At 68.6% G+C, this 26,916-nt stretch carries 27 protein-coding genes; 14 read left to right on the top strand and 13 right to left on the bottom strand.

Annotated features, from left to right (window positions below; all coding sequences use genetic code 11):
* Positions 1–49: 49 nt before the first annotated feature.
* From AC07YH_RS03905 to AC07YH_RS03890, 4 genes are read left to right on the top strand one after another with little or no spacing between them, the layout of a single operon-like run.
* Entirely contained in the window at positions 50–982 is a 933-nt protein-coding gene (locus AC07YH_RS03905) for a metallophosphoesterase family protein (RefSeq protein ID WP_494745700.1), read from the top strand.
* Positions 983–1,005: 23 nt separating this feature from the next.
* Complete coding sequence (locus AC07YH_RS03900; protein WP_494745699.1) at positions 1,006–1,359, top strand: plastocyanin/azurin family copper-binding protein; 354 nt, start codon at positions 1,006–1,008, stop codon at positions 1,357–1,359.
* A 1-nt stretch (position 1,360) separates the two neighbouring features.
* Complete coding sequence (locus AC07YH_RS03895) at positions 1,361–2,020, top strand: sigma-70 family RNA polymerase sigma factor (protein WP_494745698.1); 660 nt, start codon at positions 1,361–1,363, stop codon at positions 2,018–2,020.
* Positions 2,017–2,772 carry an anti-sigma factor family protein gene (locus AC07YH_RS03890; RefSeq protein ID WP_494745697.1) on the top strand — a complete coding sequence of 252 codons (756 nt, stop codon included), beginning with the start codon at positions 2,017–2,019 and terminating at the stop codon, positions 2,770–2,772. Before AC07YH_RS03895 ends, AC07YH_RS03890 begins: the two co-directional genes overlap by 4 nt.
* Here the strand turns inward: AC07YH_RS03890 and AC07YH_RS03885 are convergent.
* The 5 genes from AC07YH_RS03885 to AC07YH_RS03865 form a co-directional block, all read right to left on the bottom strand.
* Positions 2,751–3,254, bottom strand: coding sequence for a DNA-deoxyinosine glycosylase (locus tag AC07YH_RS03885; protein WP_494745696.1), 504 nt, complete (start codon positions 3,252–3,254; stop codon positions 2,751–2,753). The genes AC07YH_RS03890 and AC07YH_RS03885 overlap by 22 nt on opposite strands.
* Positions 3,238–3,984 carry a 2OG-Fe(II) oxygenase family protein gene (locus AC07YH_RS03880; protein ID WP_494745695.1) on the bottom strand — a complete coding sequence of 249 codons (747 nt, stop codon included), beginning with the start codon at positions 3,982–3,984 and terminating at the stop codon, positions 3,238–3,240. The genes AC07YH_RS03885 and AC07YH_RS03880 overlap by 17 nt, the downstream gene beginning before the upstream one ends.
* A 3-nt stretch (positions 3,985–3,987) precedes the next feature.
* Entirely contained in the window at positions 3,988–5,298 is a 1,311-nt protein-coding gene (purB, locus tag AC07YH_RS03875; RefSeq protein ID WP_494745694.1) for an adenylosuccinate lyase, read from the bottom strand.
* 53 nt (positions 5,299–5,351) lie between these two features.
* The gene (locus tag AC07YH_RS03870) at positions 5,352–6,854 is read right to left on the bottom strand and encodes a spinster family MFS transporter (RefSeq protein ID WP_494745693.1); all 1,503 of its coding nucleotides are present in this window, start codon (positions 6,852–6,854) and stop codon (positions 5,352–5,354) included.
* A 109-nt stretch (positions 6,855–6,963) separates the two neighbouring features.
* The gene (locus AC07YH_RS03865; RefSeq protein WP_494745692.1) at positions 6,964–8,298 is read right to left on the bottom strand and encodes a spinster family MFS transporter; all 1,335 of its coding nucleotides are present in this window, start codon (positions 8,296–8,298) and stop codon (positions 6,964–6,966) included.
* A 90-nt stretch (positions 8,299–8,388) separates the two neighbouring features.
* On the opposite strand from AC07YH_RS03865, the gene AC07YH_RS03860 reads away from it, so the two are divergent.
* Positions 8,389–9,015 (top strand): glutathione S-transferase family protein, encoded by a 627-nt coding sequence (locus tag AC07YH_RS03860; protein WP_494745691.1) that lies wholly within the window; start codon positions 8,389–8,391, stop codon positions 9,013–9,015.
* Here the strand turns inward: AC07YH_RS03860 and AC07YH_RS03855 are convergent.
* From AC07YH_RS03855 to AC07YH_RS03835, 5 genes are all read right to left on the bottom strand, one after another.
* Positions 9,012–9,614, bottom strand: a complete 603-nt coding sequence (locus tag AC07YH_RS03855) for a VOC family protein (protein WP_494745690.1) — start codon at positions 9,612–9,614, stop codon at positions 9,012–9,014. The genes AC07YH_RS03860 and AC07YH_RS03855 overlap by 4 nt on opposite strands.
* A 102-nt stretch (positions 9,615–9,716) precedes the next feature.
* Positions 9,717–10,178, bottom strand: coding sequence for a hypothetical protein (locus tag AC07YH_RS03850; protein WP_494745689.1), 462 nt, complete (start codon positions 10,176–10,178; stop codon positions 9,717–9,719).
* A 21-nt stretch (positions 10,179–10,199) separates the two neighbouring features.
* Positions 10,200–10,688: a hypothetical protein gene (locus AC07YH_RS03845; protein ID WP_494745688.1), complete on the bottom strand. Its 489-nt coding sequence runs from the start codon at positions 10,686–10,688 to the stop codon at positions 10,200–10,202.
* Positions 10,689–10,801: 113 nt separating this feature from the next.
* Positions 10,802–11,893: a 3-deoxy-7-phosphoheptulonate synthase gene (locus AC07YH_RS03840; protein WP_494745687.1), complete on the bottom strand. Its 1,092-nt coding sequence runs from the start codon at positions 11,891–11,893 to the stop codon at positions 10,802–10,804.
* A gap of 98 nt (positions 11,894–11,991) precedes the next feature.
* Positions 11,992–12,075: a hypothetical protein gene (locus tag AC07YH_RS03835; protein ID WP_106907040.1), complete on the bottom strand. Its 84-nt coding sequence runs from the start codon at positions 12,073–12,075 to the stop codon at positions 11,992–11,994.
* 163 nt (positions 12,076–12,238) lie between these two features.
* Between AC07YH_RS03835 and AC07YH_RS03830 the strand changes: the two genes are divergently transcribed.
* Genes AC07YH_RS03830 through AC07YH_RS03820 form a run of 3 tightly spaced genes read left to right on the top strand, consistent with a single transcriptional unit; the run spans position 12,239 to position 16,049 of the window.
* Complete coding sequence (locus tag AC07YH_RS03830; protein ID WP_494745686.1) at positions 12,239–13,738, top strand: NAD(P)/FAD-dependent oxidoreductase; 1,500 nt, start codon at positions 12,239–12,241, stop codon at positions 13,736–13,738.
* Positions 13,739–13,740: 2 nt separating this feature from the next.
* Entirely contained in the window at positions 13,741–14,175 is a 435-nt protein-coding gene (locus AC07YH_RS03825) for a GtrA family protein (protein WP_494745685.1), read from the top strand.
* A complete protein-coding gene (locus AC07YH_RS03820; protein ID WP_494745684.1) occupies positions 14,172–16,049 on the top strand; it encodes a hypothetical protein in 1,878 nt (625 codons plus the stop codon). The genes AC07YH_RS03825 and AC07YH_RS03820 overlap by 4 nt, the downstream gene beginning before the upstream one ends.
* Here AC07YH_RS03820 and AC07YH_RS03815 read toward each other — a convergent pair.
* On the bottom strand, positions 16,019–16,177 hold the full coding sequence (locus AC07YH_RS03815; protein WP_494745683.1) for a hypothetical protein: 159 nt from the start codon (positions 16,175–16,177) through the stop codon (positions 16,019–16,021). The genes AC07YH_RS03820 and AC07YH_RS03815 overlap by 31 nt on opposite strands.
* A gap of 176 nt (positions 16,178–16,353) precedes the next feature.
* On the opposite strand from AC07YH_RS03815, the gene AC07YH_RS03810 reads away from it, so the two are divergent.
* Positions 16,354–17,685: a sugar MFS transporter gene (locus AC07YH_RS03810; RefSeq protein WP_494745682.1), complete on the top strand. Its 1,332-nt coding sequence runs from the start codon at positions 16,354–16,356 to the stop codon at positions 17,683–17,685.
* 82 nt (positions 17,686–17,767) lie between these two features.
* Here AC07YH_RS03810 and AC07YH_RS03805 read toward each other — a convergent pair whose 3' ends face one another.
* Positions 17,768–19,357 carry a DHA2 family efflux MFS transporter permease subunit gene (locus AC07YH_RS03805; protein WP_494745681.1) on the bottom strand — a complete coding sequence of 530 codons (1,590 nt, stop codon included), beginning with the start codon at positions 19,355–19,357 and terminating at the stop codon, positions 17,768–17,770.
* A gap of 64 nt (positions 19,358–19,421) precedes the next feature.
* Here AC07YH_RS03805 and AC07YH_RS03800 point away from each other — a divergent pair, with 64 nt between their 5' ends.
* Both AC07YH_RS03800 and AC07YH_RS03795 read left to right on the top strand, forming a co-directional pair.
* Positions 19,422–20,015: a TetR/AcrR family transcriptional regulator gene (locus AC07YH_RS03800; protein WP_494745680.1), complete on the top strand. Its 594-nt coding sequence runs from the start codon at positions 19,422–19,424 to the stop codon at positions 20,013–20,015.
* Complete coding sequence (locus tag AC07YH_RS03795) at positions 20,012–21,142, top strand: HlyD family secretion protein (protein WP_494745679.1); 1,131 nt, start codon at positions 20,012–20,014, stop codon at positions 21,140–21,142. Before AC07YH_RS03800 ends, AC07YH_RS03795 begins: the two co-directional genes overlap by 4 nt.
* Here the strand turns inward: AC07YH_RS03795 and AC07YH_RS03790 are convergent.
* The gene (locus tag AC07YH_RS03790; RefSeq protein WP_494745678.1) at positions 21,139–22,149 is read right to left on the bottom strand and encodes an AraC family transcriptional regulator; all 1,011 of its coding nucleotides are present in this window, start codon (positions 22,147–22,149) and stop codon (positions 21,139–21,141) included. The genes AC07YH_RS03795 and AC07YH_RS03790 overlap by 4 nt on opposite strands.
* 118 nt (positions 22,150–22,267) lie before the next feature.
* Between AC07YH_RS03790 and AC07YH_RS03785 the strand changes: the two genes are divergently transcribed.
* From AC07YH_RS03785 to bglX, 3 genes are all read left to right on the top strand, one after another.
* Positions 22,268–23,062 carry a DUF2306 domain-containing protein gene (locus AC07YH_RS03785; protein ID WP_494745677.1) on the top strand — a complete coding sequence of 265 codons (795 nt, stop codon included), beginning with the start codon at positions 22,268–22,270 and terminating at the stop codon, positions 23,060–23,062.
* 96 nt (positions 23,063–23,158) lie between these two features.
* Positions 23,159–24,502, top strand: a complete 1,344-nt coding sequence (locus AC07YH_RS03780; RefSeq protein WP_494745676.1) for a dicarboxylate/amino acid:cation symporter — start codon at positions 23,159–23,161, stop codon at positions 24,500–24,502.
* A gap of 71 nt (positions 24,503–24,573) precedes the next feature.
* Positions 24,574–26,877 carry a beta-glucosidase BglX gene (gene bglX, locus AC07YH_RS03775; protein ID WP_494745675.1) on the top strand — a complete coding sequence of 768 codons (2,304 nt, stop codon included), beginning with the start codon at positions 24,574–24,576 and terminating at the stop codon, positions 26,875–26,877.
* Positions 26,878–26,916 lie beyond the last annotated feature (39 nt).

Below are 26,916 nucleotides of genomic sequence, written 5' to 3'. Positions count from 1 at the left end.
GCGGCCGGTCCCGTCTTGCTCCCTGAGACCCCAAGTCCAAGGAGCCAAGATGGACGAACACCACCACGACGACCGGCGCGGATTCCTCAAGTGCATGGCCTGGGCCGGCACGGGCGCGCTGTTCACGATGAGCGGCGGGCTGGCCAACTCGATCAGCCTCGACCAGGCCGTTGCCGCGCCCTACGGGGCCGCCAAGGGCTTCTCTTTCCTGCAGATCAGCGACAGCCACATCGGCTTCAACAAGGCCGCCAACCCCGACACGAAGGCGACCTTCCGCGAGGCGGTGGGCAAGGTCCTGGCCCTGCCGGTCAAGCCGGACTTCATCCTCCACACCGGCGACATCACCCAGCTGTCGCGCGACGAGGAGTTCGACGACGCCGACCAGATCCTGAAGGAGGCCGGCCTCACCGTGTTCCACGTGCCGGGCGAGCACGACATGCTGGACGAGGGCGCTGGCAAGGCCTTCCTCGACCGCTATGGCAAGGGGACCAAGGGCGCCGGCTGGTATAGTTTCGACCACCACGGCGTGCACTTCGTGGCCCTGGTCAATGTCGTGAACCTCAAGGCCGGCGGCATGGGCAGCCTGGGGCCTGAGCAGCTGGCCTGGCTGGAGAAGGACCTGGCCGGCCGGTCGTCCTCGACGCCGATCGTGGTCTTCGCCCACATCCCGCTCTGGACGGTCTATGCCGACTGGGGCTGGGGCACCGACGATGCGGCCCAGGCGCTGGGCTACCTCAAGCGCTTCGGCTCGGTAACCGTGCTGAACGGCCACATCCATCAGATCACCCAGAAGGTCGAAGGCAATGTCGCCTTCCACACCGCACGTTCGACCGCCTTCCCGCAGCCGGTGGGCGGCGAGGGGCCCTCGCCGGGACCGCTGAAGGTTCCCGCCGAACAGCTGCGGTCGATGCTGGGGATCACCAGCGCCACCTTCGTGCGTGGCCAGGAGCGCATCGCCCTGATCGACGGCACGCTCGCTTAAACGCTCAAGTCACAAGGCTTTTCATGACCCGTCTTCCCGCTCTCGCCGGCGCTCTGGCGCTCGCCTTCTTCTCGGTCGGCCCGGCCGTTGTCATGCCGGTCGCCGCTGCCGTCGCGCCGGTCCCGCAGACCATCCGCATCGGAAACTTCACCTTCGGTCCGACGGTGCTCAGCGTGCCGGTCGGGACCACCGTCACCTGGATCAACGAGGACGACATCCCCCACACGGTCGTGGCCGACGACAAGACGTTGTTCAGGTCCAAGGTCCTGGACACGGGCGATCGCTTCTCGTTCACCTTCACCAAGCCCGGCGAATTCGGCTATTTCTGCTCCCTGCACCCCCACATGGTGGGCAAGGTGGTGGTGAAGCCGAGCTGAGATGCAGACGCTGTCGATGACCGCTCCGGCGATCCGCCCGGGACCCATGCCGGGCCAGCGCCTCCTGGTGCTGGTGCTGGGCCCGCTGCTGGCCGTCGCCCACGGCGGCGGGCGCGCCTGGTGGAGCCGTCGGGCGCGGTCGTCGGCGACCACGGGGTCGGGCGACTTCGACGGCGTGATCCTCGTCCATATCGACGCGGCCTATAACCTGGCGCGCTACCTGACCGGCGATGTCGAGCTGGCCGAGGACATCGTCCAGGAGGCGCTGCTGAAGGCCTATCGCGGGTTCGCGGCGTATCGCGGCGACAACGCCAAGGCCTGGCTGCTGACCATCGTCCGGCGCGGCTTCATCGACTGGGCCAACGCCCGCCGCGCCAGCCGCTCGGTGTTCGCCGAGGACGAGGCCGCCGAGGATGTCGCCGATCCGGCCGAGACCGCCGAGACGCTGCTGTCGCGGGCGGCGGACGTCGCCACGGTCCAGCGCGCCTTGCAGGCCTTGCCCGAGCCGTTCCGCGAGAGCCTGATCCTGCGCGAGATCGAGGGCCTGTCCTACCGCGAGGTGGCCGAGATGACCGGCGTGCCGCAGGGCACGGTCATGTCCCGCCTGGCCCGGGGCCGCGAACTGCTGGCGCGGGCGCTGCGCACGGAGGCCGGGCGATGAGCGATTGCGACACCTGCCGGCTGCTGTTGCAGGCGATGATGGACGGCGAACTGGACGCCGCCGGGACCTTACGCGTCGAGGAGCACCTGAAGACCTGCGCCGCCTGCGCCCAGGCGCTGGAGGACTTGAAGCTCGTGCGCGAGGCCATGGCCGCGCCTGGCGTGGCTTATGCGGCGCCCGAGGCCCTGAAGCGCCGTGTCGCCATCGCGATCGACGCCGAGGCGACGGCGCGGAAGCAGAGCGCGAAGAGGCCGCGCGCCAACATCGGCCTGATCCCGAGCTTTGCGGCGCTCGCCCTGGCCGTGACCCTAGGCGTAACCGGCGTCGGCCAATGGCGGACTGGCCTCGCCGACGAGCTGGTCGCCGACCACGTGCGCTCGCTGCAGGCCAACCATCTGGTCGATGTCGAGACGTCCAGCCGGCACGTCGTGAAGCCATGGTTCGACGGCAAGGTCGCCTTCGCCCCGACGGTGGTGGACTTCGCTGACCAGGGCTTCCCGCTAGCGGGCGGACGGCTGGACTATGTGAAGAACCAGCCCGCGGCGGCGCTGGTCTATCGGCGCGGGCTGCACGTCATCAACGTGTTCGTCTGGCCGGGCGACGGGGCTGATCGCCTAGGGACTGTCAGCCAGCGCAACGGCTACAGGCTGGAGCACTGGCAAGCCGGCGGTTTGACCTACTGGGCGGTGTCTGATCTGGATCCGGCCGAGTTGAAGCGGTTCCGGGACCTCTACGTCGCGGCGCTCAAGTAAGGCTTCAGCGCGCTCCAAGCCTGCGCCTTCTCCGCGAAGGTCATCGCCGCGTGGGCCGGGCTGGAGGAGGGCAGGGCAAGGGTCGCGACGCGGTCGCCGACCAGCCGCGCGCCGAGTTTGGCGGCGGTCCCGCCGTTGAAGGCCACGCACCGCAGCGCCGGCAGGGTCTCGATCAGCGCCAGGAGATCGTTGGCCGCCGGATCGCGGATGGCGGCGTCGAGGCTGCCGGCCCGCGTGGCTTCGGCGATCACGTCCCAAAGACCGACGCCGTGAGTCCGCAAGGTCGCCAGCCGCTCCTCATAGGCCAGCGGTACGAGCGGCGCGTCGATCACGCCCTCGATCAGCCGCCAGAACGCGTTCCTCGGATTGCCGTAATACTGGCTGATCGCCAGCGAGGCCTCGCCGGGCAGGCTGCCCAGCACCAGCACCCGGGTGTCCGCATCGACGACCGGCGGAAAGCCGCGTTTAGCCGCCGGCGCCATTAGGCGGATCGTTGCGCAGCCAGCCGGTGACCGTCAGCCGCAGCGCCCCGGCATAGGGCGCGACCGGGGCCACCGAGTGCTGCTGGGGCACCTTGAACAGGGTCAGGACATTGAACGCCGGCGCGAAGCCGCGCGCCACGTCGCCGTTGGCGTCGTGGAACAACAGCTGGCCGCCCCAGTCGGGCCGCCACTGCCGGGTCAGGCCCAGGGTGTAGGCCGCCAAGCGCTCGCCGACGCCGGTGTCGTCGTGCTGGGTCAGGAAGTCGCCGGGCCGGTAGCAGGTCGCTTGGCCGTCGATCTTGGTGATCCCCGGCTCGCCGGTGACCGCCGCGCCGAAGGCGATGAACTCGGGGCTGTTGAGGAACTGGGTCAGGGCGTGGATCGGGTGACCCCGGTCACGGCCCTCGACGAAGGCGTTGATCATCGGATAGCCGAGATAGGCATAGGCGAAGCCGCTGCGGGCCCGCACCGTGGCCGCGTGCAGCTTGTTGGCCACCACCTGGTCGCCCAGTTCCTGCCGGCGAGCGCGGGTGATGACCTCGGCCCCGCCGCGCTCGTTCGAGCAGATGATGTCCCAGTCGATGGTCTGCTCGAGAATGCCGGCCAGGCGGTCGACGACCGCCGGCTCGAACACCTCGGGAATGCGCACGAGGCCGTCGCGCGCATAGGCCTGCGCGAAGACCGCCGGATCCAGCGCCGGGTTGAGGCGGAGAACCGGCGGTTCACTCATGCCTTAGCCTTGCTCGCCGAAGACGCGCTTGAAGATCACGTCGACGTTCTTGGTGTGGTAGCCGTAGTCGAACAGCTCCTCGAGCACTTCGTCCGACAGGGCCTTGGAGACCACAGGGTCGGCCTTGAGGAAGTCGATGAACCGACCCTCGCCGCGCCACACCTTCATCGAGTTGCCCTGCACGGCGGCATAGGCGTCCTCGCGGCTGACGCCTTCCTGGGTCAGGGCCAGCATGACGCGCTGCGAGAACACCAGGCCGCCCAGCTTGTCCAGGTTCTTGGCCATGTTGTCGGGATAGATGTTGAAGCGCTCGATCACCCCGGCCAAGCGGCGCAGGGCGAAGTCGAGGTGGATGGTGGCGTCCGGGCCGATGCCGCGCTCGACCGACGAGTGGCTGATGTCGCGCTCGTGCCAGAGGGCGACGTTCTCCATCGCCGGCACCACGGCCGAGCGGACCAGACGGGCCAGGCCGGTCAGGTTCTCGGTCAGGATCGGGTTGCGCTTGTGCGGCATGGCCGACGAGCCCTTCTGACCCGGATCGAACGGCTCTTCGGCTTCGAGCACTTCGGTGCGCTGCAGGTGGCGGATCTCGGTGGCCAGGCGCTCGACCGACGAGGCCACGACGCCCAGGGCGGCGAAATAGGCAGCGTGACGGTCGCGCGGGATGACCTGGGTCGAGACCGGCTCGACGGCCAGGCCCATCTTGTCGGCCACGTGCTGTTCGACGCGCGGGTCGACATTGGCGAAGGTGCCGACGGCGCCCGAGATCGCGCAGGTGGCGATCTCGAACTTGGCCATCGCCAGGCGCTCCTTGGCGCGCTGGAACTCGGCGTAGTAGCCGGCCAGCTTCAGGCCGAAGGTCAGGGGCTCGGCGTGGATGCCGTGGCTGCGGCCGACGCAGACGGTCATCTTGTGTTCGAGCGCGCGGCGCTTCAGGGCGGCGAGGACCAGGTCGACGTCTTCCAGCAGCAGGTCGGTGGCCTTGCTGAGCTGCACGGCGAAGCAGGTGTCCAGCACGTCGCTGCTGGTCATGCCCTGGTGCAGGAAGCGGGCTTCCGGACCGACGATCTCGGCCACGTGGGTCAGGAAGGCGATGACGTCGTGCTTGGTGACGCGCTCGATCTCGTCGATGCGGTCGCTGTCCCAGACAGCGTCCTTGCCTTTTTCCCAGATCGTCTCGGCGGCGAGCTTCGGGATGGTCCCGATCTCGGCCATGGCGTCGGCGGCGTGGGCCTCGATCTCGAACCAGATCTTGTACTTGGTCTGGCTGGACCAGATGGCGGCGGCTTCGGGGCGGGCGTAGCGGCTGATCATGGGCGGGCGTTTCGGCCCGCCCGCCCACGGAGTCAAGGGAAGAGGCTTATTACTTACGCCGCTTCGCGCGACTTCATGTGCTTGACCATGCCGATCGCGGCCAGGGCGTAGTGGACGCCGGCCCAGGCGTAGAAGCACAGGGAGACGATGATGCCCTGCTGGCTGGAGAGGGCCAGGGTCGTGCGGCACTGCGCCATCAGTTCGGGCGCCGAGCCCTTGGGCGCGACGCCGCCGGGGCAGGTCGCCGCGAAGCTCTGGCCGCCTTCGACGCCAAACGAGCCCAGCACGCTGTGGATCACGCCGCCCGCGTCCGGAACGTTGAAGTGGTACTGGGCCAGGTGGTCGATCAGCCAGCCGGTGAAGACCGGCCCGCCGCCCAGGGCGATCAGGTTCAGGAAGAAGAACAGCAGGGCCGTGGCGGTGGCCCGGCGGCGCGGCTCCACCGAGTTCTGGACCACGGCGAAGGTCGGGGCCAGGTAGACGTAGTGGAAGATGCCGGGGACCAGCAGGATCATCGCCGTCGCCTGCCACTCAGCTTGCATATAGGCCAGGATGTAGATCGGCGTGCAGATGATCAGGCCGATGGCGGGCACCCAGGCGTACCATTTGACGCTGCGCTTGCCGGCCCAGTCGCTGAGGAAGCCGCCGACCAGGGTGCCGATGCCGGCCGAGAAGCCGCCGATCAGGCCGGTGATCAGGCCCACCTGCGCCAGGCCCAGACCAAAGGCGCGCACGAAGTAGGACGGCACGAAGGCGCCCGAGCCGTACGAGCCGAACGAGGCGATGGTCACGCCCAGCACCATGTTCAGCACCGGCCACTTGAAGAACAGGACCTTGAAGACCGCCCACAGTTCGGAGAACTCGGTGGCCAGGGAGAAGGCCGGCTTGGGCGCGGGCTCGACCACGAGGTTCTCGGCCTCGAGGGGGCGCTCGACGATCTCGGAATGGCCGCGCGGCGGCTCCTTGACCACCAGCTTGACGATTAGGGCCAGGATCACGCCGGGCAGGCCGACGATGACGAAGGCCACCCGCCAGCTGAACTCCTGGGCCAGCCAGCCGCCGGCGACGGCGCCGAACATGGTGCCCAGCGGGATGCCAAATGAGTAGATCGACAGGGCCGTGGCGCGCTTCTTGGGCTCATAATAGTCGCTGATCAGCGAGTGGCTGGGCGGCGAGCAGCCGGCCTCGCCGACCCCGACGCCGAAGCGGAACAGGGCCAGCTGGGCGAAGCTGGTGGCCGCGCCGCACAGGGCGGTGAAGCCCGACCAGACGACCAGCGACACCGAGATGATGCTCACGCGGTTCCAGCGCTCGGCCAGGCGGGCGATCGGGATGCCGAGCAATGTGTAGAGGAGGGCGAAGTAGAGGCCGCCAAGCAGGCCCAGCTGCGTGTCGGTCAGCTTCAGATCGACCTTGATGGCCTGACCGATGGTGGCGATGATCGTCCGGTCGATGAAGTTGAAGGTGTAGGTGGCGAGCAGAAGCCCCAGCACCGCGGCCTTGTAGCTATTGGAATAAAGCGGCCGATCGCCGCCGGACGCACGCGCGTCGGCCATACTGACTCTCTCCCTTCAAACATTTGTTCTAATTATTTGAGGGGACTGTGACGGAGCGGAAGCCAAAGCGCCAGAGGCTATTTCACCAGGCCTCCGGCGCTCTTCGAGATCAGGCCACCATCTCCTCGCGGATGCTGTTCCGGGCCGCCCAGAACAGGCCGAACGCGACCAGGCCCAAGGTGGCCGAGACCATCAGCGCCCAGCGCACGCCTTGGGCTTCGCCAAGCCCCATGTGTCCGGCCAGCACGTCGCTGAGCAGGCCCACGGCGACGGGGCCGAGGCCCAGGCCGATCAGATTGATGATCAGCAGCAGCACGGCCGAGGCGGTGGCTCGCAGGGCCGGATCGACGATGCTCTGGGCGGTGGCGTAGACCGGGCCGTACCAGAGCGTGCCGAGCAGGGCGTTGATGGCCAGCAGGCCGATGGCCGGCATCGGCGCGTCCAGGCTGACGGCGATGATGTAGATCGGGATGGTGATCAGCGAGGCGATGGCCGGCACGGTAACGTAGGCCCGCAGGTCCTTGGCCCCCAGGCGGTCGGCGAACACCCCGCCCAGCCAGGCGCCGATGACGCCGGCCGTGCCGCCGATCAGGCCCAGCGCCAGACCCAGGAAGCCGGCGGACTTCAGGCCGAACATGGCCGCCAGTTCGGCGATCTCAGCGCCGTGGTTGCGGAAGAAGAACGAGGCGGTGAAGGGGGCGTGGCCATAGCCGATGAAGGCCTTGATCGAGGCGGCCAGGGCCACCAGCCAGAAGGTCTTCTTGGTCGCCAGCACCGCCAGGGCGGCGGCGAAGCTGATCTGCGAGCTGGCGCGGGCGGCCATCTCGGCCGCCATTTGCTTGCGCGGCTCCACCAGGGTGAAGGCGGCGATCAGAGCGAAAAGCACGCCCGGCGCGCCGGCCACCATGAAGGCCGCTCGCCAGCCATAGGCGTCGGCGATCAGCCCGCCCATGGCCATGCCGGCCAGCGTGCCCAGCGGCGTGCCGATCGAGTAGAAGGCGATGGCGCTGGCCCGCTTCTCCTTGGGCACGTAGTCGGTGATCAGCGAGTGGGCGGGCGGGGTGCAGCCGGCTTCGCCGACGCCCACGCCGATACGGGCCAGGATCAGTTGCCAGAAGTTCTGGGTGAAGCCGCACAGCACGGTGAAGGCGCTCCAGGCGGCCACCGAGGCGCCGATGATGTAGGGGCGGTTCTTGGTCTCGGCGATGCGGGCGATCGGGATGCCCAGCACGGTGTAGAAGATGGCGAAGGCCAGGCCGGTCATCATGCCCAGCTGCCAGTCGGCGAGGTTGAGATCGCGCTTGATCGGCTCGGCCAGGATGTTGACCACCTGCCGGTCCAGGAAGTTCAGGGTGTAGATGATCAGCAGGACCCAGAGGGCGTATCGTCGGTAGGCCGTCGATACGGGCGCGACAACGGGCGACGGCGTGGCGGCTTCCGCCATGGACTCTCTCCCTCGAACATTTGTTCTAATCGTTGAGGCGACCTTAGACGCAAGGTAAGCCGGGCGGCAATCGCATCAGGGGAGAGCGGCATGGAACTCGTCATCGGCACCAAGGCCTGGTCCAGCTGGTCGCTGCGGCCGTGGCTGGCGCTCAAGCGCACGGGCGCGCCGTTCCAGGAGATCGAGATCCAGTTGCGTCAGGGCGAGGTCACCGACGCGGCCATCGCCGCGCACTCGCCCAGCCGCCAGGTGCCGGTGCTGAAGGACGGCGACCTGACCGTCTGGGACTCGCTGGCGATCTGCGAATACCTGGCCGAGAAATTCCCCGAAGCGAAGCTATGGCCGGCAGACCCGACCTTGCGCGCACTAGGCCGCTCGGCGGCGGCCGAGATGCACGGCGGCTTCCAGGCCCTGCGGAGCGAGTGCGCGATGGCGCTGGACGAAGCGCCGCGCGTCGCCGACATCTCCGAAGCCGTCCAGAAGAACGTCCGCACGATCGTCGGGCGCTGGAACCAGCTGCTCGAACGCTCGGGCGGGCCTTTCCTGGTCGGCGAGTGGTCGATCGCCGACGCCTTCTATGCGCCGGTGGCGACGCGCTTCCGCACCTACGGGATCAAGCTCGCTGACTATGGCGACGCCGGCGCGGCGCAGGCCTATGCCGATCGCTTGCTGGCGACGCCGGAGTTCCTGGAGTGGGAGCGCGCCGCGCGCGCCTAGCCTTCGCGCCGGCGGGCCAGTTCGGCCCGGATCAGCGCCTGGATGTCCATGCCGAAGATCGTCAGCCCGTCGATCCTGGCGTCGTCGATCGTGACGCCGCTGAGATTGACGTTGTTGAAGCGGGCCTTCGACAGGTCGACATCCTCGAACGTCGCGCCGGCCAGTCGGCAGTCGACGAACGCCGCGTCCGCCATGTTGCGGGTCTTGAAGCGCGGCGCTTCGGCTTCGAGCGGCTGGCCGACGTCGATGCGGTTGCCGTCCGGATCGGCGAAGACGAAGGCCCGCAGGCCGTAGTCCTTGTCGGCCAGCGACTTGATGATCCGCACGCCGGCCGCGACCAGGTGGTCATGCAGGGCGTCGACCTTGTCGACGATCAGATGGGCGATGTTGGTGGTCGAGGGCCTGTGGTCCTTGACCAGGCTCAGGTGCAGCTCGGCGCCGTCCTTCTCCAGGATCATGAAGCCGACGGGGTCGCCGTTCTCAAAGACTTTCGTGAAGCCCAGGACGTCTCGGTAGAAGGTGTGGGCGGCGTCGATGTCACGCGTGAAGGCGGATGCGGCCAGGCGGCCGAACCGGATGGTCGAGGTCGATGAGGTCATCGCTCGCGGTCTCTCTGAGGCAAGAAGGGCAGGGGCGGCGATGCGCGTGCCGGGTGCGGAGCGGTGTCCGGCTCCGCTTCTGCCACAGAGAGACCTTGAGCACTAGAGTCCGGCGGGGACCCCGTTATTGACCGGCGGCGGCTTGCAGCGGCCGGCGCGGGCCTGGACGACGTAGAACAGCGCGCGGCCTTGGGCGAAGCTGCTGTGCTCGGCCAGCGGGTTGGTCGGCTGGCCGGTGGTCAGGCTCAGCGCCTGCTCGCCGCTATTGGCGCTCTGGCCCAGCGAGGCCTGGTTCCAGCGGCTCAGCACCGGGGCGCAGGCGGCCACGACCGCGTCGGCGACGATCTCGGCGCCGTCCTTGGAGCCGGCCAGGCTGTAGGCCCAGCGACGCGCGCACTCGTCGACCGGCGTCGACGGGTCCGAGGCCGCCGTGGCGCCGGGGCCGGCGTTATTGCTGAAGTCGGCGCAGATCTTCGGATTGCTCATGGCTTCATGCCCGTTTTCGCAGGCGGCCAAGGCGAGGGTGGCGAGGGCCAGGGCGGCCATCACAGGCTTGCGGATCATCGTTTTGATTTCCGTGGGTTCTTAGCGGGGGCAGATCTGGACGGGGCGCTGCGAGAGGCGACCGCGCTCGTCGTAGTAGGAGATCGTGGCGTTGCGGCACGTCCCACCGGTCGAGGTATTGGCCGAGACCTGCTGGAAGGTCCCGTTGCGGACCTCGCCCGTGGCGACCGGATTGCCCATGTGGTCGTAATAGACCTGACGGACCGGCGCGGGCTGGGCCGGGGCCGCGTAGGAAGCGCTGCGCGAGCCGGAGCTGTAGTAGGCCGTGCGCGAGCGGCAGCCGCTCTTGCCGATCTCGCGGCCGACCAAGGCGCCGCCCAGGCCGCCGACGATCAGGCCGCCGCCGCCCTTGGAGATGGCGTTGCCGACCAGGGCCCCGCCCAGGCCGCCGATGACGGTGCCGGTGGCCTTGCGGCTGCGGCAGGTGGCGGCGTCGGCGTCCGTGGGCGCCAGCGTCGCGGGAAGGGCGATGGCGCCGATGGCCAGGCCGATGATGACGAGACGGGTCATTTTGATCTTCGCCTTGGTGAAGGTCCCTCGGGCTTCACAACGCGGCTCGTCGTCAGAAGGATGCGCGAACGGCGGGTGGTCGACTTAAGCCCCGCCGTTCGCGCGTCTGGTCGTCAGGCCTTGCGCGCCTCGCGGCCGGCCTTCACGGCGGCGGCCAGCTGGTCGAGCAGGCGCACCGAAGTGTCCCAGTCGACGCAGGCGTCGGTGACCGACTGGCCGTAGGTCAGGGGCCGGCCGGGGACGATGTCCTGGCGGCCGGCGACGAGATTGCTCTCGATCATCACGCCCATGATCGGCGAGGTCCCCGTGGCCAGTTGAGCGGCGATGTCGGCGACGACGGCCGGCTGGTTCTCGTGGTTCTTGCCGCTGTTGGCATGGCTGACATCGACCATGATCCGGGCGGGCATGCCGGCCTTGGCCACGGCCTCAGCCGCCGCCGCGACGCTGGCGGCGTCGTAGTTCGGCGTCTTGCCGCCGCGCAGCACGACATGGCAGTCGCCGTTGCCGGTCGTGGTGGCGATGGCGGCGCGGCCTTCCTTGGTCACGGCCAGGAAATGGTGCGGCTGGCTGGCGGCCATCACCGCGTCCACCGCCACCTTCACGTCGCCATTGGTGCCGTTCTTGAAGCCGACGGGGCAGGAGAGGCCTGAGGCCATCTCGCGGTGGATCTGGCTCTCGGTCGTGCGCGCGCCGATCGCGCCCCAGGCCACCAGGTCGGCGATATATTGCGGGGTGGTGACGTCCAGGAACTCGCAGGCGGTCGGCAGGCCCTGGGCGCTGACGTCCAGCAGCACCCGACGCGCCAGGCGCAGGCCCTCATTGATGCGGAAGCCGCCGTCCAGGTCCGGGTCGTTGATCAGGCCCTTCCAGCCGACGGTCGTGCGCGGCTTCTCGAAATAGACGCGCATGATCACCTCCAGCTCGCCAGCGTGGCGCTCGCGCTCGGCGGCCAGGCGCTGGGCGTAGTCGAGGGCGGCCTTCGGGTCGTGGATCGAGCAGGGGCCGATCACCACCACCAGGCGGTCGTCGCGGCCGTGCAGGATCTCGTGGACCGCGGCGCGGGCGTTACCCACGACCTCGGCGACCGACGAGCTGGCCGGGGCCTCGCCGATCACCTGGGCGGGCGGGCTGAGGGTCTGGAGTTTCTCGATGCGCAGGTCGTCGGTGGGGACGGGCAGCGAGACGAGGTTGGCGGTGGAAGGCATGGCGTACTCCGGAAATCCTGGTGAGGTCCGGCGGCCATTAAAAAAGCCGCCCGGGGGACCCCTGGCGGCTGGTGAAGGTGTTCTTTGTGGCCCTGATGTCAGGCCGAACGAAACCCTCCCGGCGCCAGAGGCGTCGGATAGCTAAAATACCAAAACAGCGTGTGGCTGGCGGCGAGGGTCATCGGCGGGGAACGTAGCGTCGCCTTTCGCGCCTGTCACCCCCGATAAGTACAGCCGCGGCCGATCGTCCCGGATTCACGATTAATCTGGATTCACCAAGCCTGGGGACCTCGCCTTAACCATCCCGCCCCATCCTGTACTGAAACGGGATTAGGAGACGGCCGCATGGGCCAGCACGTGGAGACCCTGGTGATCGGCGCCGGCCCGGCCGGGCTGACGACCGCCTACACCCTGGCCAAGGCCGGCCGCGGCGTGACCGTGCTGGAGATGGACGAGGCCTATGTCGGCGGCATCAGCCGGACCGTGGACTACAAGGGCTTCAAGTTCGACATCGGCGGCCACCGGTTCTTCTCGAAGAGCCAGGAGATCGTCGACCTTTGGAACGAGATCCTGCCCGACGACTTCATCGACCGGCCGCGCCTGTCACGCATCTATTACCGCGAGAAGTTCTACGCCTATCCGCTGAAGGCCTTCGAGGCGCTGGCGAACCTGGGCGTCTGGACGGCCGCCAAGTGCATGGCCTCGTTCGGCTGGGCCAAGGTCAATCCGATCGAGAACCCGACGACCTTCCACCAGTGGGTCCGCAACCAGTTCGGCGAGAAGCTGTTCTCGATCTTCTTCAAGACCTACACCGAGAAGGTGTGGGGCATGAGCTGCGACGAGATTTCGGCCGACTGGGCCAGCCAGCGCATCAAGGGCCTGGACCTGGCCGCCGCCATCATCGACGGCGTCAAGCGCTCGCTGGGCGTGAAGGCCAAGGGTGGCGAGGGCTCGCCCAAGACCCTGATCGAGAGCTTCCGCTATCCCCGCAAGGGCCCCGGCATGATGTGGGAAGCCTGCCGCGACAAGATCACCGCCCTGGGCGGTCAGGTCCGCATGGGCCGCAAGGTCGACGGGCTGCACTACGACAAGATCGCCAAGATCTGGACCGTCAGCGTCTCGTGCGCCGACGGCAAGAAGGAGATCTACACGGCCGACGATGTCGTCTCGTCCGCGCCGATCCGCGAGTTGATGCAGGCGGTCTCGCCGACTCCGATCAGCGTCTTCCATGCCGGCGAACTGATGTACCGCGACTTCATCACCGTGGTGCTGATCGGCAAGCCGCAGAAGGAGCTGCCGGACAACTGGATCTACATCCACGATCCGTCGGTGAAGGTCGGCCGCGTGCAGAACTTCCGCTCGTGGTCGCCGGAGATGATCCCGGACGGCGTCTCGACGTGCCTGGGCCTGGAATATTTCTGCTTCGAGGGCGACGGCCTGTGGGTCACCTCGGACGAGGACCTGGTCGCCCAGGCCAAGCGCGAGATCGGCAAGATCGGCCTGATGGATCCCTCGGACGTCTACGACGCCTGCGTGGTGCGCCAGCACAAGGCCTATCCGGTCTATGACGACGCCTATGCCGAGCACATCAAGATGATCCGCCTGGATCTGAAGATGCACTTCCCGGGCCTGCACCTGGTGGGCCGCAACGGCATGCACAAGTACAACAACCAGGACCACGCCATGATGACGGGCCTGCTGACGGCCGAGAACATCATCGCCGGCGAGACCGTGCACGACGTCTGGGAAGTCAACGAGGACGCCGAGTACGGCGAGGCCGGCGTCTCCGGCGCCCGCCAGGCCCTGCGCAGCGAGCGTCTGGTCCCGACCAAGGTCGCCGCCTGATCATGACTTTGCTCGTGCAGCTCTGGCGGCGTCTGCCCGAGGGGCTGCGCGAGCTGACGCTCTACGGTTTCGCCAGCGCCTTGGCGCTGGGTCTCGACTGGGGCCTGCTGCTGGCGCTGACGGCGCTGGGCGTGAACTATCTGGTCGCCTCGGCGACGGGCTTCGTCAGTGGGATGGCGATCACCTATTGGCTGTCGGTCGCTCTGGTGTTCCGCCACCGCGCGGTCGTCGATCGCCGACGCGAGGTCTTCGGCTTCGTCGGCGTCGGCTTGGCCGGCCTGGTCCTGACCCAGGGCCTGATGGCGCTGTGGGTCGGGGCGCTGCACCTGCATCCGGGCGTGGCCAAGATCCCGACCGCCGGGATCGTCTTCGTATTCAACTTCACCGTCCGCCGGGCGCTGCTGTTCAAGGCTCCCCGCGTCACCGCCCAGCCGTGAGCCGGCGAGACAAGATCGTTGGCTGGCTGGCCGCCTTCGGGCTGTTCCTGCTGAGCCGGCCCTATCTGGGCATCCATCATGACGGCCGGCTCTATGTGGCCGACGCGCTCGCCAAGCTCGATCCGGGCGGGGTCGGGCGCGACCTGATGTTCGTCCACGACGGGCAGTTCGGGTTCAGCCTCTACACGCCGATGCTGGCCCGACTGATCGTGCTGTTGGGACCGTCGGGCGCGACCCTGGCGGTCGTGGCCGTCACCCTCGTGCTGTGGTTCGCCGCCGCCGTGCTGCTGGTCGAGCGCCTGCTGGCCGATCGATCGCCAGCCGTGCGCTGGTGCGCGCTGGTCTTCGTGGCCGTACTGCCGGCGCTGTACGGCCCCCTGAACATCATCGGCTTCGGCGAGCCCTACGCCACGCCGCGTGGCCTGGTCGAGGCCGCGGGCCTGGCCGGCATGGCGGCCTATCTGTCCGGGCGGCGCTGGCTGGGCTTGGGCCTGTGCGTCGTCGGGATGCTGTTCCATCCGATCATGGGCTTGTGCTCGGCCGCCGCAATCGGCATCGCCCTGTGCTTCGAGGATCGTCGCTGGCTGTGGGCGGGTCTGGCGGGCGTCGTCGCGATCACCGTCGCGGGCCTGCTGCACCTGCCGGTCGCCGACCGCCTGGTCACGGTCATGGACCCAGCCTGGCGCGCGGTGGTCGAGACGCGCAGCCCGCTTCTGTTCCCATCCCTGTGGCCGGTCGAGACCTGGAGCCGCCTGGCCGCACAAGCCTGCACGGTCGCGGCGGCGGCCTTCGTGCTGCAAGGCGCATCGCATCGCCTGGCCCTGGGCGCGCTGATCGCCGGCTTGGTCGGCGTCGCCATCGTCGCCGTGCTCGGCGACAGGTTCTCGCTGCTGCTGTTCCTGCAGGTCCAAAGCTGGCGGACCCTGCAGCCGCTGGCCGTGCTGGCCCTGGCGTGCCTGGCCCTGCTGAGCGTCGAGGGGCCCAAGCGTGGACCAGCCGGGCTGCTGGGTCTGGTCCTGATCGCCGTGGCCTGGATGTTCCGCGACGTCGGCGCGCTGGGCCTGATCGCCGCGCCGGCGGGTCTGGTGCTCGTGGCCATGGGCGACAGGGTCCGCTTCAGCCGACCGGACCTGATCTCGGCCGCGGCCGTGAGTCTGCTGGCGATCGCGGCGGTCGGCTGCGCCTGGCTGACGGGCTCGGGCTTGGCGCACAAGCTGGCCAGGGCAGGGGACTACAGCCAGACGATCGTCTGGTTCACCGACTTTCCGGGCCTGATCATTGCTCTGGTGCTCGGCGTCTGGCTGGCGCGGGGCTGGAGGGCGCCGCCCGAGACGGTTCGCATCGTTGGCGCCGTCGTCATCGCCCTGCTGACCATCCTGCTGTGGGACGACCGTCCGGCCTTCGTCCGTGAGCGCGACCAGGGCAGGGACTCCGCACTGGTCGCCATGACCGCCTCGAAGCCCGGCGACGTCCTGTGGCTGGGCGGCGATGTCGAGCCGTGGGTGCTGGTGGGCCGCCCCAGCTGGGCCAGCACGGTGCAGGGCGCGGGTGTGGTGTTCTCCCGGCCCCTGGCGCTGGAGCTCTCTCGGCGTGCTGAGCAAATGGAGCAGGCGGGTCTGGCCGGTCGTGACCTGATGCGGCCGATGACCCTGGCGCCGTTACGTCCTGCGCCGCCGAGCCCGGACAAGGTCCGCGCCTTCTGCGCCGCATCGGACGCACCGGCCTGGATCGTCTCGCCACGATGGGAGGATCAGAAACTGCCGCTGGGCCTCGACGCCCGTGACTGGACGCCGAAAGCCCCGTTCGCCACCGAGTTCAGCGGCCGCTGGTTCACCGCGAAAAGCTACGCCATGATTCCCTGCGCCGGCGGCTGAATCGCCTCGCGCGGCGCTCTCAGCCGGCCGATGCTCCAGATCACGAAGTGCACCAGCGCGTCGGCCAGCCCGACCATCGCCGCCAGCACGAAGAAGCTGGAAATCAGAAGCACCATCAGAGCCGACATGAAGAAACTCCCGTTTCAACTTCAAGCGACTGGCGCGCGGTGCGGTTCCCCTGGTAGCGCTATCAAATAGCGAAAAATCCCGAGCCCTGTTGACAACGTTGTCAGGCTTCCTGTGAATGTCGCGTCCGCGCAAAGACGGATTCACAAACTTAAGCGTCACTAGGGAGCTTCAGGGCATGGCGGGTATGGGTGGCGGTGTCGCGCCTTCGGGCGGAACCGGCAAAGCGGGCGGCGTGCTGCTGCCCTTCGTGATTCTGCTGTTCTTCGCCTGGGGCTTCTCGACCTGCTTGGTCGACCTGGTGGCGCCGGCGCTGAAGTCGCTGTTCAAGCTGAACAACTTCCAGACCGCCCTGACCCAGACCTGCTTCTTCGGCGCCTATTTCCTGATGTCGCTGCCGTCCAGCTGGGTGCTGAGCCGCCTGGGCTATCTGCGCGCCGTCGTGGTGGGCCTGGTCGTCATGATGATCGGCTGCCTGCTGTTCGCCCCGGCCGCCAACACCGGCGTCTATTACGGCTTCCTGGGCGCGCTGTTCATCCTGGCCTCGGGCATCACCCTGCTGCAGGTCGCCGCCAACCCGCTGGTCGCCCTGCTGGGCAAGAGCGAGACGGCCTCCAGCCGCCTGACCTTCGCCCAGTTCCTGAACTCGTTCGGCACCTATCTGGCGCCGTTCGTGGGTTCGGCCCTGATCCTCAAGCACATCGAGAAGGCGCCCGATCCGGCGACCCTGACCCCGGCCGCGCTGGAGGCCCTGCGCCACACGCAAGCCCACGCCGTGCAAGCGCCGTACATGATCATCGCCGGCGGCCTGCTGGTGCTGGCCCTGCTGTTCTGGTTCCTGCGCAACAACGACAAGGCCCCGCAGGCCGAGGCCGCCACGGGCCTCGGCGAAATGCTGGGCATGATGAAGCACAAGCGCCTGGCCTTCGCCGTGCTGTGCATCTTCGTCTATGTCGGCGCCGAGGTGGCCATCGGCACCTTCATGACCAACTACCTGGCTCAACCGAGCACCCTGGGCCTGCCGCTGTCCAAGGCCGGGGCCATGCTGTCCTGGTACTGGGGCGGCGCCATGGTCGGCCGCTTCATCGGCGCCTTCGTGCTGGCCCGCGTCTCGCCGGGCAAGGTCCTGACCGCCTGCGCCCTGGTCGTGGTTGCCCTGATCGCCACCTCGGCCTTCACGTCCGGGACGACAGCCGGCTACAGCCTGCTGGCGATCGGCCTGTTCAACTCGATCATGTTCCCGACCATCTTCACGCTGGGCATCGAGGGCATGGGCAAGAAGACCCCGGCCGCCTCGGGCCTGCTGTGCATGGGCATCGTCGGCGGCGCGGTGATCCCGCCGCTGACCGGCTTCGTCGCCGACCACATCGGCAGCCTGGGCCTGGCCTTCTTCGTCCCGGCCATCTGCTACCTGATCATCGCCGTGTTCGGCTGGTCGGCCCGCAAGCCGGCTGAGGCCATCGATCCGTCCGAGGCGCTCGAAGCCGCCCCGGCGGGCGCGATGCACTAACCGGTTCAACCCAACTCTCTGCAAGCGCACCCCGGGAGGCTCGTCCTCCCGGGGATTTTTTTGGCCTGGGATTTTTTTGACCTCAGTGCGCGTCCGGCGGCGGCTTGGCGCCGGCCAGGGGCGGGGGTTTGCAGAACGGGGCCATGACCAGGGCCAACAGGAACAGGCCCGCCATCACCCGGAACACGTCGTTGAAGGCCAGGGTCAGGGCTTCGCGGCCGACCACCTTGGCCAGTTCGCCTTGCACCAGCAGCGCGGCCTGGGCGGCGTCGGGCGTGCGCTCGGCGATGCGGGCGGCCAGGTTCGAGAGAGCGGCGTTGCCCGAGCGGCCGGCCTCGCCCAGCGCCTCGCCGAAACGGGCCACGTGGATGCGGGCGTTGTCGCCCAGCCAGGTGTTGACGACAGCGATGCCGATGGCGCCGCCCAGGTTGCGCATCAGGTTGAACAGGCCAGAGGCGTAGCGCAGCTCGGCCATCTCGAACCCGCCCAGGGCCAGGGTCACGCTGGGCACGATGCACAGCATGATCGCAAAGCCCCGCAGCGCCTGCGGGGCCAGCAACGCCCAGAAGCCCCACTCGCTGGTCATGTGCGAGGTCAGCCACAGGGCCGCGGCGAACAGGGTCAGGCCGACGCTGACGGTGATGCGCGGATCAAGCTTCGTCGACAGCCGCGCGGCGATCACCGTCGACAGGATCTGGGCGATGCCGGTGACGAAGACGGTCGTGCCGATCTCCAGACTGTCATAGCCGCGCACCCGGCCCAGGAAGACCGGGATCAGATAGGTCGACGAATAGAGCCCGAAGCCGATCACCAGGTTGAACAGGCAGGCAAAGGCGAAGGTCGGCTTGCGGAAGGGCGACAGCTTGACGACCGGTCCGCCCGACCGCAGCGAGCGCTCGATGAACAGGCCCAGCGCGACCACCGTCACCCAGGCGGTCAGAGCGATGCCAGTGTCCTCGAACCACTGCTTGCGGGGGCCTTCCTCCAGCACATATTCTAGCCCGCCCAGGAACACGGCCATGGCGGCCAGGTGCGAATAGTCGATGGTCTTCAGCATCGACAGGTTGGGGCGATCGACCTTGATGACGTTGATGGCCAGGATCGTCACCAGGGCGCCCGGCACGATGTTGATGTAGAAGATCGAGCGCCAGCCGACCGCTTCGGTCAGCCAGCCGCCGACGGTCGGGCCCAGGGTCGGGGCCAGCACCGAGACCATGCCCAGGATCGCCGGGATCATCGCCCGCTGCGGTCCGGAGAACATCGCAAAGCCCGTGGCGAAGACGGTTGGCACCATGGCCCCGCCGGTGAAGCCCTGCAGCACGCGGAACAGGATCATCGAGTCGATGTCCCAGGCCATGCCGCACAGGGCCGAGGAGATCGTGAAGAGGCCGGCCGACAGGGCGAACAGCCACCGGGTCGACAGGCTCTGCGCCAGGAACGCGGCGAACGGGATCATCACCAGCTCGGCCATCAGGTAGCCGGTCTGCACCCAGCTGATCTCGTCCGGCCCGGCGGAGAGGCCCGCCTGCACGTCGTTCAGCGAGGCGGCGACGATCTGTATGTCGATCAGGGCCATGAACTGGCCGAACGCCATCACGCCGAAGATCAGGAACTTCGTCCGGGTGGGCAGGGCGCCCGGATCGATCGGCGGCTTGGCGGCGGATGAGCTCACGGGAGCGCCTCTTGAAAGTATGATGGCTATAATATTATATGCGTCATGTAATCGAGGCCGCAAGATGCGCTACGACGCCGAACACAAGCAGAAGACTCGCCAGCGGGTATTGGACGAGGCCGCCAAGGCCATCCGCGAGGAAGGTCCCCACCGCCTGGGCGTGGCCGGGGTCATGGCCCGCGCGGGCCTGACGCATGGCGGCTTCTACGCCCACTTCCCGTCGAAGGAGGCGTTCGTCGCCGAGGCCATCGCCCACATGTTCGAAGGCGGGCCGACGATGATGCTGGAGAAGGTCAAGGAGCTGCCGCCGCGCGAAGCCCTGACCGGCTACATCGACTTCTACCTTTCGGCCCGCCACCGCGACTCACGGTCCGGCGGCTGTCCGCTGCCGTATCTGGCGGTGGATGCGCCGCGCCTCTCGGAGGCCTCGCGCGAGCGCTACACCCGCGGTGTGGCCCGGCTGACCGGGATGGTCGCCACCCACCTGACGGCGCTGGGCCGCGACCACGCCGAGGACGAGGCCAGCTCGGTCCTGTCCGAACTGGTCGGGGCCGTGACGCTGGCCCGGGCCGAGGCCGATCCCGACCGCTCAGACGCCATTCTCGAACGCTCGCGCGCGCACCTGAAACGCCGCCTTGGCCTGGAGGCCGCCCAATGACCGACGCCACCTTTAAAGACGGGCTCGTCGAAGCCCCCGCCGTCCAAGCCAAGGTCAAGAAGGCCCCGTTCTCGCGCAAGACCGTGCTGGCGGTCGGCACGGCGCTGGTCGTCGCGGTTGGTGGCGGCCTGCTGATCGCCGCGCCAAAGGGCTCGGTCTCGACCGACGCGGCCTATATCCAGGCCGACAGCTCGGCCGTCGCGCCGAAGGTCCGGGGTCTCGTTTCCCAGGTCCTGGTCGGCCACAACCAGACGGTCCATCGCGGCGACGCCTTGCTGCGCATCGATCCCGAAGAGTTCGACGCCCGCGTCGCCTCGGCCGAGGCCGATGTCGGCAACGCCGAGGCCGCCGCCGCCAGCGCCCGCGCCGCCCTGATCTCTCTGGACGCCGAGCAGCGCCTGGCCGGCTCCAACATCCGCGCCGCTCAGACTTCCATCGCCGCCGCCGACGCCGAGAACGTCCGCGCCCAGGCCGACCGCAAGCGCTACGAAGACCTCGCCGACAGCGGCGCGGTGGCCCGCCGCGACGTCGAGCGCTTCCGCGCCGCCGCCGTCGGGGCCCAGTCGGACGCCGACCGCAGCCGCGCCCAGCTCTCGGTCAGCCAGGACCAGGCCGCCGTCACCGCCGCCAAGCGCGCCACCCTGACCGCCAATCTCGCCCAGGCCGAGGCCGCCGTGGCCCGCGCCAAGGCCGCCCTGATCCTCGCCCGCCAGGACCAGAGCCATACGGTCATCGTCTCGCCGATCGACGGCGTGGTCGGCGACCGCCAGGCCGAGCCCGGCGACTACGTCCAGCCCGGCACGCGCCTGATGACCATCGTGCCGATTAAGGCGCTCTACGTGGTCGCCAACTTCAAGGAGACCCAGGTCGAGCGGATGCTTCCCGGCCAGGAGGCGACGATCAAGGTCGACGCCCTGGGCGGCAAGGCGCTGAAGGGCCATGTCGAGAGCTTCGCGCCGGGTTCGGGCTCGCAGTTCTCGCTGCTGCCGTTCGAGCCGGGCACGGGCAACTTCACCAAGATCGTCCAGCGCGTGCCGGTGCGCATCCGACTTGACCCGAACCAGGCCGATGTCGCGCGCTTGCGGCCGGGTCTGTCGACGACGGTGAAGGTGCGGCTGAAGAGCTAGGCCTTGCGGCTGCGCGGACTGCTTCCGGTCCAGCGCTTGAAGGCCCGCGAGAAGGCGCTCGTCTCCGAGAAGCCGACCAGATAGGCGGTCTCGTTGACCGACAGCTTTTCGAGATAGGTCTCGGCCATTCGGCGGCGCAGGTCGTCCAACACCTGGTCGAAGCTGACGCCTTCGGCCTTCAAGCGGCGGTAGAGGGTCTGGCGGCTGAGGCCCAGCGCCTGGGCGACCGCGTCCATGGCCAGTTCTCCAGTGTGCAGCAGAGGGATCAACAGGGCTTCGACCCGGCCTCGGGTGGTCTTGGAGTCCTCCAGGCTCTTCAGCAGCGCGTCGGCGTGGCCGTTGAACATGCCGAAGGCGTAGCGGTTGGGCCGGTGGATCTCGAGATTCAGCCACGAGGGCTCGATCTTCAGCGCGTTCCAGGCCGCGCCGAAGGTCACCGGCGCGCGCAGGATCGGCTCGTACTCGGCCGCGTGGGCGGGACGCGGACGGGTCAGGTGGACGGCCAGCACGAACACGAAGTCCGGATAGTGCCGCGCCATCTCGCAGGTGAAGCGGGCCAGCGCCGCCTCGACCAGTTCGGGGAAATCCTCGACCGCGCAGCGATCCTGCAGCCACAGGCCGTCCTCGCGCGGGGTGAGCTGGAAGCGCGGGCCGTCCGAGACGCCTTCGACCTCGACCACCAGCCGCGAGAAGCGGTTCAGCTGCTTCAGCGCCCCGCCCATAGTGTCGGCCGCCTGGCAGATCAGACCAACGATCGAAATCTGCTCGAAGCGGGTGGCTTCAGGGAACTTCAGGGGCAGGGCGGGCTCGCCGGTCATGGTCTCGCCGGCGCGGTAGAGGGCCTTGTAGTGCTCCAGCGGGATGCGGGCGTCCTGGTCGGCGAAGTCGGTTTCCGTCACGCCGGTGGCGGCCAGCAGCGCCGCGCGGTCCGCGCCCAGCGACACGGCGAACTCCAGCAGGCCCTTGAAGAATCCGCCCGAAACCGTTGCCTGAACCACGCTGACCATGGTCCGAGCGGTAGCAGGGTGATCGCGTGGGTCAAGTTCGTGGCGCCCCGCGTCATGGCTCCGGTTCGCCTTGCTGCTTAAGCCTGCGAGCGAGGGATGCGTTGGTGAGATCGCACACATGGAGAAGTTGGCTGGCCGGGCGCTGAGCGCCTCGGCGACCGCGTGGTACGTCGCCCTGGTCGCGGGGCTGTGGGCGTTCGGGGTCTATATCGTCGGGCTTTATGGCGTCGGCGCGGTGACGGGGAACTGGGAGCGCTGGAACACCGTGCTGCCCACGGGGCACGGCTATAATCGCGGCGACACGGCCGGGAATCTGGCGCTGGGTGTGCATCTGCTGATGGCGGTGTTCGTGACCTTCGCCGGCTCGCTGCAGCTGGTCCCGGCGATCCGGACCAGAGCGCCGAGGTTCCACCGCTGGAACGGGCGGGCGTTCATCGCCGTGGCCTTCGCCATCGCGCTGTCGGGGCTGTTCATCGCCTTCACGCGTGGGGCGGTGGCCGGGACCTACATGGCGATCGGCAACACGCTGAACGCGGTGCTGCTGATGCTGTGCGCCGGCCAGGCGCTGCGGTTTGCGATCCAGCGGCGGTTCGACGTCCACCGGCGCTGGGCGCTACGGGGCTTCGTGCTGATGCTGGGGGTGTTCTTCTATCGCCTGGGCATGATGCTGTGGTTCGTCGCCAACCAGGCGCCGGTCGGCCACACCGACGCCTTCGACGGGCCGTTCGACATCTTCCTGGCCTTCGCCCATGTGCTGGGGCCGCTGGCGATCCTGGAGCTGTACCTGCTGGCCCGGGATCGGGGCAGGGCAGGGGCCAAGCTGGCCATGGCCGGCGGCATGGCGGTGGTCACGCTGGCGACGGCGGCCGGCGGGCTTTTCGCCATCATGGGCCTGTGGTTGCCGCGTCTTTGAGCAACAGTTTTCCTGAATCCGGCTTCTGAAAAAGCGCGGTCGTAAATCCCACCGCCAAGCACGACATTAAATGCCTCACTTGTCCGAGGATCGCGCATGGCCGTCGCCCAGCCGAAGAGCAGCCGTTTCATCAGCGGGTTCGGAGTCCAGGTCCTGGTCGCCATGGCCCTGGGCCTGGGTCTGGGCCTGTTGGCCCGGAACCTCGGCCCGGCCGAGGGGCAGGCGGGCTACGCCCTGGCCGAGGCGCTGCATCAGGTCGGCGCGATCTTCATCCAGTTGCTGCGCGTGCTGGTGCCGCCGCTGGTGTTCACGGCGATCGTCGCGAGCATCGCCAATATCGCCCAGCTGCAGAACGCCGCCCGCCTGGTCTGGCGGACGCTGTTCTGGTTCGCGGTCACCGCCCTGATCGCGGTGCTGATCGGCATCGCGCTGGGCCTGATCCTGCAGCCCGGCCTGCACACCAGCGTCGCCGCGGCCGCCGCCAAGGCGCCCAAGACCCACGGCTCGTGGCTGGACTTCCTGACCGGCCTGGTGCCCAGCAACATCCTGGGCCTGGCCGCCTCGACCAAGATCACCGACGGCGCGGCCACCACCGGCCTGTCGTTCAACGTGCTGCAGATCGTGGTCATCTCGCTGGTCACCGGTCTGGCCGCGCTGAAGGTCGGCGAGGCGGGCGAGGCCTTCCTGAAGTTCAACGCCTCGGCCCTGGCGATCGTGCGCAAGGTGCTGTGGTGGGTGATCCGCCTGACCCCGATCGGCACGGTCGGCCTGTTCGGCAACGCCGTGGCCCAGTACGGCTGGACCACCCTTGGCCAGCTCGGCGCCTTCACCGGCGCGATCTATATCGGCCTCGCCTTGGTGCTGCTGGTCGTCTACCCGACCATCCTGGCGCTGAACGGCCTCAACCCGATCAAGTTCTTCCAGGGCGCCTGGCCGGCGATCCAGCTGGGCTTCGTCTCGCGCTCGTCGATCGGCACCCTGCCGGTGACCGAGGCCGTGACCGAGACCAGCCTGGGCGTGCCGCGCGCCTACGCCGCCTTCGCAGTGCCATTCGGCGCGACCACCAAGATGGACGGCTGCGCGGCCATCTATCCGGCGATCGCGGCGATCTTCGTGGCCCAGTTCTTCGGCGTGCACCTGGTCTGGTCGGACTACTTCCTGATCGTCTTCGTCTCGGTGATCGGCTCGGCCGCCACGGCGGGCCTGACCGGCGCCACCGTGATGCTGACCCTGACCCTGTCGACCCTGGGCCTGCCGCTGGAAGGCGCGGGCCTGCTGCTGGCCATCGACCCCATTCTGGACATGGGCCGCACCGCCGTGAACGTCGCCGGCCAGGCCCTCATCCCCACCATCGTGGCCAAGCGCGAAGGGATCCTGGACCTGGAAGTCTTCAACGCCGCTCGCGTTCCGGCCGAGGCGGTGCTGCATCCCGCCGAATAGGCGAGGGCGGTTGCGCCGGGACGCTTTAGCGGCAATTTTGCCGGCCTGTTGAAGCGTCCCCGGGGGATTCCATGGCTTTGAAGACGACGAACGGCGGCCCCGCCGGGGCGAGCCGACGCGCCTTCCTGTCAGGCGCCATGGCCCTGGCGGGCCTGGCCGTCACCGCCCCCCGCGCCTTCGCCCGCGCTTCCGATCGCGTCGAAAGCCTGTTGGCCCAGATGACCATCGAGGAGAAGGCCGGTCAGCTGTCGTGCTTCGCCGACATGATCCGGCCGCCGATCGGCGACATGAACCCGCTGGTCAATATCCGCAACGCCCAGACCCTGCTGGCCGAGGTCAAGGCCGGCCGGATCGGCGCGCTGTTCAACGGCGTCGGCGCTCAGGCGGCTCGCGATACCCAGAAGGCCGCGATCGAGGGCTCGCGCCTGAAGATCCCGCTGCTGTTCGCCGCCGACGTGATCCACGGCTTCCGCACCGTGTTCCCGATCCCGCTGGGCGAGACCGCCAGCTTCGACCCGCACCTGGCCGAGCGCACCGCCCGCGCCACGGCGCTGGAGGCCACGGCTTCTGGCCTGCACTGGACCTTCGCGCCGATGGTCGACGTGGCCCGCGATCAGCGCTGGGGCCGGGTGGCCGAGGGCTCGGGCGAGGACGTCTTCCTGGGCGAGATGATGGCCGCCGCCCGCGTGCGCGGATTCCATGGCAAGGACCTGAAGGCCGACGACAGCATGCTGGCCACACCCAAGCACTTCGCGGCTTATGGCGCGGTGACGGCGGGTCTGGAGTACAACTCCGTCGAGCTGTCGGACGCCACCCTGCGCGAGGTCCACCTGCCGCCGTTCCAGGCCGCCTTCGCGGCCGGCGCCCTGACCACCATGTCGGCCTTCAACGACGTCAACGGCGTGCCGGCCACCGCCAACAAGATGCTGCTGACCGACATCCTGCGCGGGGAATGGGGCTTCAAGGGCGTGGTGGTCTCGGACTACACGGCCGATCAGGAGCTGGTGGCCCACGGCTTCGCCGCCGACGATCGCGACGCCGCGCGCCTGGCCATCCTGGCCGGGGTCGACATGAGCATGCAGAGCGGCCTCTACAACCGCTACCTGCCGGAACTGGTCGCCTCGGGCGCGGTGCCGATGGCCACGGTCGACACGGCCGTGCGGCGGGTGCTGGCCCTGAAGGAGGCGATCGGCCTCTTCGACAATCCCTACCGCTCACTGGACCCGCAGGCCGAGGCGACGCGCACCGCCACGCCGGCCATGCGCGCCCTGAGCCGCGAGTCCGGCGCACGCTCGATCGTGCTGCTCAAGAACGAGCGCGCCCTGCTGCCGCTGCCCAAGGCCGGCAAGCGCCTTGCCCTGATCGGTCCGTTCGCCGACGACCGCGAGAACGTGCTGGGCGCCTGGGGCGGCTTCTTCGCCGACCGTCGCCTGAACGTCGACCTGGCCACCGGCCTGCGCGCTCAGCTGGCCGACCCGAACAGCCTGATCGTCGAGCGCGGCTGCGAGGTCGAGACCACCATCGCCGGCGGCTTCGAGCGCGCCGTCGCGGCGGCGCAAGCGGCCGACATCGTCCTGTTGGCCATTGGCGAGAGCCAGGACATGACCGGCGAGGCCAAGTCGCGCACTGACATCCGCATCCCGCCCGTCCAGATGCGCCTGGCCGAGGCGATCGCCGCCACGGGCAAGCCGGTCATTGTCCTGCTGCGCCACGGCCGGGCCATTCAGCTGGAGGGCGTGGTCCGCGACGCTCCGGCGATCCTGGCGACCTGGTTCCTGGGCAGCGAGATGGGCAACGCCGTGGCCGACGTGCTGTTCGGCGCCGTGAACCCCTCGGGCAAGCTGCCGGTCAGCTTCCCGATCGACAGCGGCCAGGAGCCGTTCTTCTACAATGGCCGTACGACGGGGCGTCCCGCGCCGGCCGATCCGAACGGCCAGGAGTACAAGGCCCGCTGGCGCTCGATCCGCAACGACGCACTATATCCGTTCGGCTTTGGCCTCAGCTACACGCGCTTTGACGTCACCGACATGAAGCTCAGCACCGCCCGTCTGGGATGGACCGACACGCTGCATGTCAGCGCCAAGGTCAAGAACAGCGGCAACCTGCACGGCGACCACGTCCTGCAGCTCTATATCCGCGACCGCGTGGCCAGCCGCACCCGGCCGGTGCGCGAGCTGAAGGGCTTCCAACGGGTCTCCCTGGCCCCCGGCGCCGAGCGCGAGGTTAGGTTCGAGCTGAAGCGCGAGAACCTGATGTTCGTCGGCGACAACGACTACTGGATCGCCGAGCCGGGGATGTTCGACGTCTGGCTGGCCAATTCGTCCGTGGACGGCCTTGTCGCCAGCTTCGAGCTGCTGGCCGCCGGGCAGGGATGAGCCGAATCGGGGCGTTAGGGATTTGGGCTCGAATGTGGC

It is taken from the genome of Caulobacter sp. GW456-12-1-14-TSB4 (assembly GCF_059424195.1).
Note: the sequence above shows the minus strand (reverse complement) of the source record. Positions and strands in the feature narration are given on the sequence as shown.

What these genes read in the sequence shown, in the direction of transcription:
- purB (WP_494745694.1), bottom strand. Translation starts at nt 5,298, where the DNA reads ATGATCAGCCGCTACGCCCGCCCCGAAGCCGCCGCCATCTGGTCCAGC.
- bglX (WP_494745675.1), top strand. Translation starts at nt 24,574, where the DNA reads ATGGCTTTGAAGACGACGAACGGCGGCCCCGCCGGGGCGAGCCGACGC.
- AC07YH_RS03845 (WP_494745688.1), bottom strand. Translation starts at nt 10,688, where the DNA reads ATGACCCGTCTCGTCATCATCGGCCTGGCCATCGGCGCCATCGCCCTT.
- AC07YH_RS03885 (WP_494745696.1), bottom strand. Translation starts at nt 3,254, where the DNA reads ATGGCGCCGGCGGCTAAACGCGGCTTTCCGCCGGTCGTCGATGCGGAC.
- AC07YH_RS03905 (WP_494745700.1), top strand. Translation starts at nt 50, where the DNA reads ATGGACGAACACCACCACGACGACCGGCGCGGATTCCTCAAGTGCATG.
- AC07YH_RS03855 (WP_494745690.1), bottom strand. Translation starts at nt 9,614, where the DNA reads ATGACCTCATCGACCTCGACCATCCGGTTCGGCCGCCTGGCCGCATCC.
- AC07YH_RS03810 (WP_494745682.1), top strand. Translation starts at nt 16,354, where the DNA reads ATGGCGGGTATGGGTGGCGGTGTCGCGCCTTCGGGCGGAACCGGCAAA.
- AC07YH_RS03895 (WP_494745698.1), top strand. Translation starts at nt 1,361, where the DNA reads ATGCAGACGCTGTCGATGACCGCTCCGGCGATCCGCCCGGGACCCATG.
- AC07YH_RS03900 (WP_494745699.1), top strand. Translation starts at nt 1,006, where the DNA reads ATGACCCGTCTTCCCGCTCTCGCCGGCGCTCTGGCGCTCGCCTTCTTC.
- AC07YH_RS03890 (WP_494745697.1), top strand. Translation starts at nt 2,017, where the DNA reads ATGAGCGATTGCGACACCTGCCGGCTGCTGTTGCAGGCGATGATGGAC.
- AC07YH_RS03865 (WP_494745692.1), bottom strand. Translation starts at nt 8,298, where the DNA reads ATGGCGGAAGCCGCCACGCCGTCGCCCGTTGTCGCGCCCGTATCGACG.
- AC07YH_RS03790 (WP_494745678.1), bottom strand. Translation starts at nt 22,149, where the DNA reads ATGGTCAGCGTGGTTCAGGCAACGGTTTCGGGCGGATTCTTCAAGGGC.
- AC07YH_RS03870 (WP_494745693.1), bottom strand. Translation starts at nt 6,854, where the DNA reads ATGGCCGACGCGCGTGCGTCCGGCGGCGATCGGCCGCTTTATTCCAAT.
- AC07YH_RS03825 (WP_494745685.1), top strand. Translation starts at nt 13,741, where the DNA reads ATGACTTTGCTCGTGCAGCTCTGGCGGCGTCTGCCCGAGGGGCTGCGC.
- AC07YH_RS03850 (WP_494745689.1), bottom strand. Translation starts at nt 10,178, where the DNA reads ATGATCCGCAAGCCTGTGATGGCCGCCCTGGCCCTCGCCACCCTCGCC.
- AC07YH_RS03840 (WP_494745687.1), bottom strand. Translation starts at nt 11,893, where the DNA reads ATGCCTTCCACCGCCAACCTCGTCTCGCTGCCCGTCCCCACCGACGAC.
- AC07YH_RS03830 (WP_494745686.1), top strand. Translation starts at nt 12,239, where the DNA reads ATGGGCCAGCACGTGGAGACCCTGGTGATCGGCGCCGGCCCGGCCGGG.
- AC07YH_RS03860 (WP_494745691.1), top strand. Translation starts at nt 8,389, where the DNA reads ATGGAACTCGTCATCGGCACCAAGGCCTGGTCCAGCTGGTCGCTGCGG.
- AC07YH_RS03795 (WP_494745679.1), top strand. Translation starts at nt 20,012, where the DNA reads ATGACCGACGCCACCTTTAAAGACGGGCTCGTCGAAGCCCCCGCCGTC.
- AC07YH_RS03815 (WP_494745683.1), bottom strand. Translation starts at nt 16,177, where the DNA reads ATGTCGGCTCTGATGGTGCTTCTGATTTCCAGCTTCTTCGTGCTGGCG.
- AC07YH_RS03880 (WP_494745695.1), bottom strand. Translation starts at nt 3,984, where the DNA reads ATGAGTGAACCGCCGGTTCTCCGCCTCAACCCGGCGCTGGATCCGGCG.
- AC07YH_RS03800 (WP_494745680.1), top strand. Translation starts at nt 19,422, where the DNA reads ATGCGCTACGACGCCGAACACAAGCAGAAGACTCGCCAGCGGGTATTG.
- AC07YH_RS03835 (WP_106907040.1), bottom strand. Translation starts at nt 12,075, where the DNA reads ATGACCCTCGCCGCCAGCCACACGCTGTTTTGGTATTTTAGCTATCCG.
- AC07YH_RS03780 (WP_494745676.1), top strand. Translation starts at nt 23,159, where the DNA reads ATGGCCGTCGCCCAGCCGAAGAGCAGCCGTTTCATCAGCGGGTTCGGA.
- AC07YH_RS03785 (WP_494745677.1), top strand. Translation starts at nt 22,268, where the DNA reads ATGGAGAAGTTGGCTGGCCGGGCGCTGAGCGCCTCGGCGACCGCGTGG.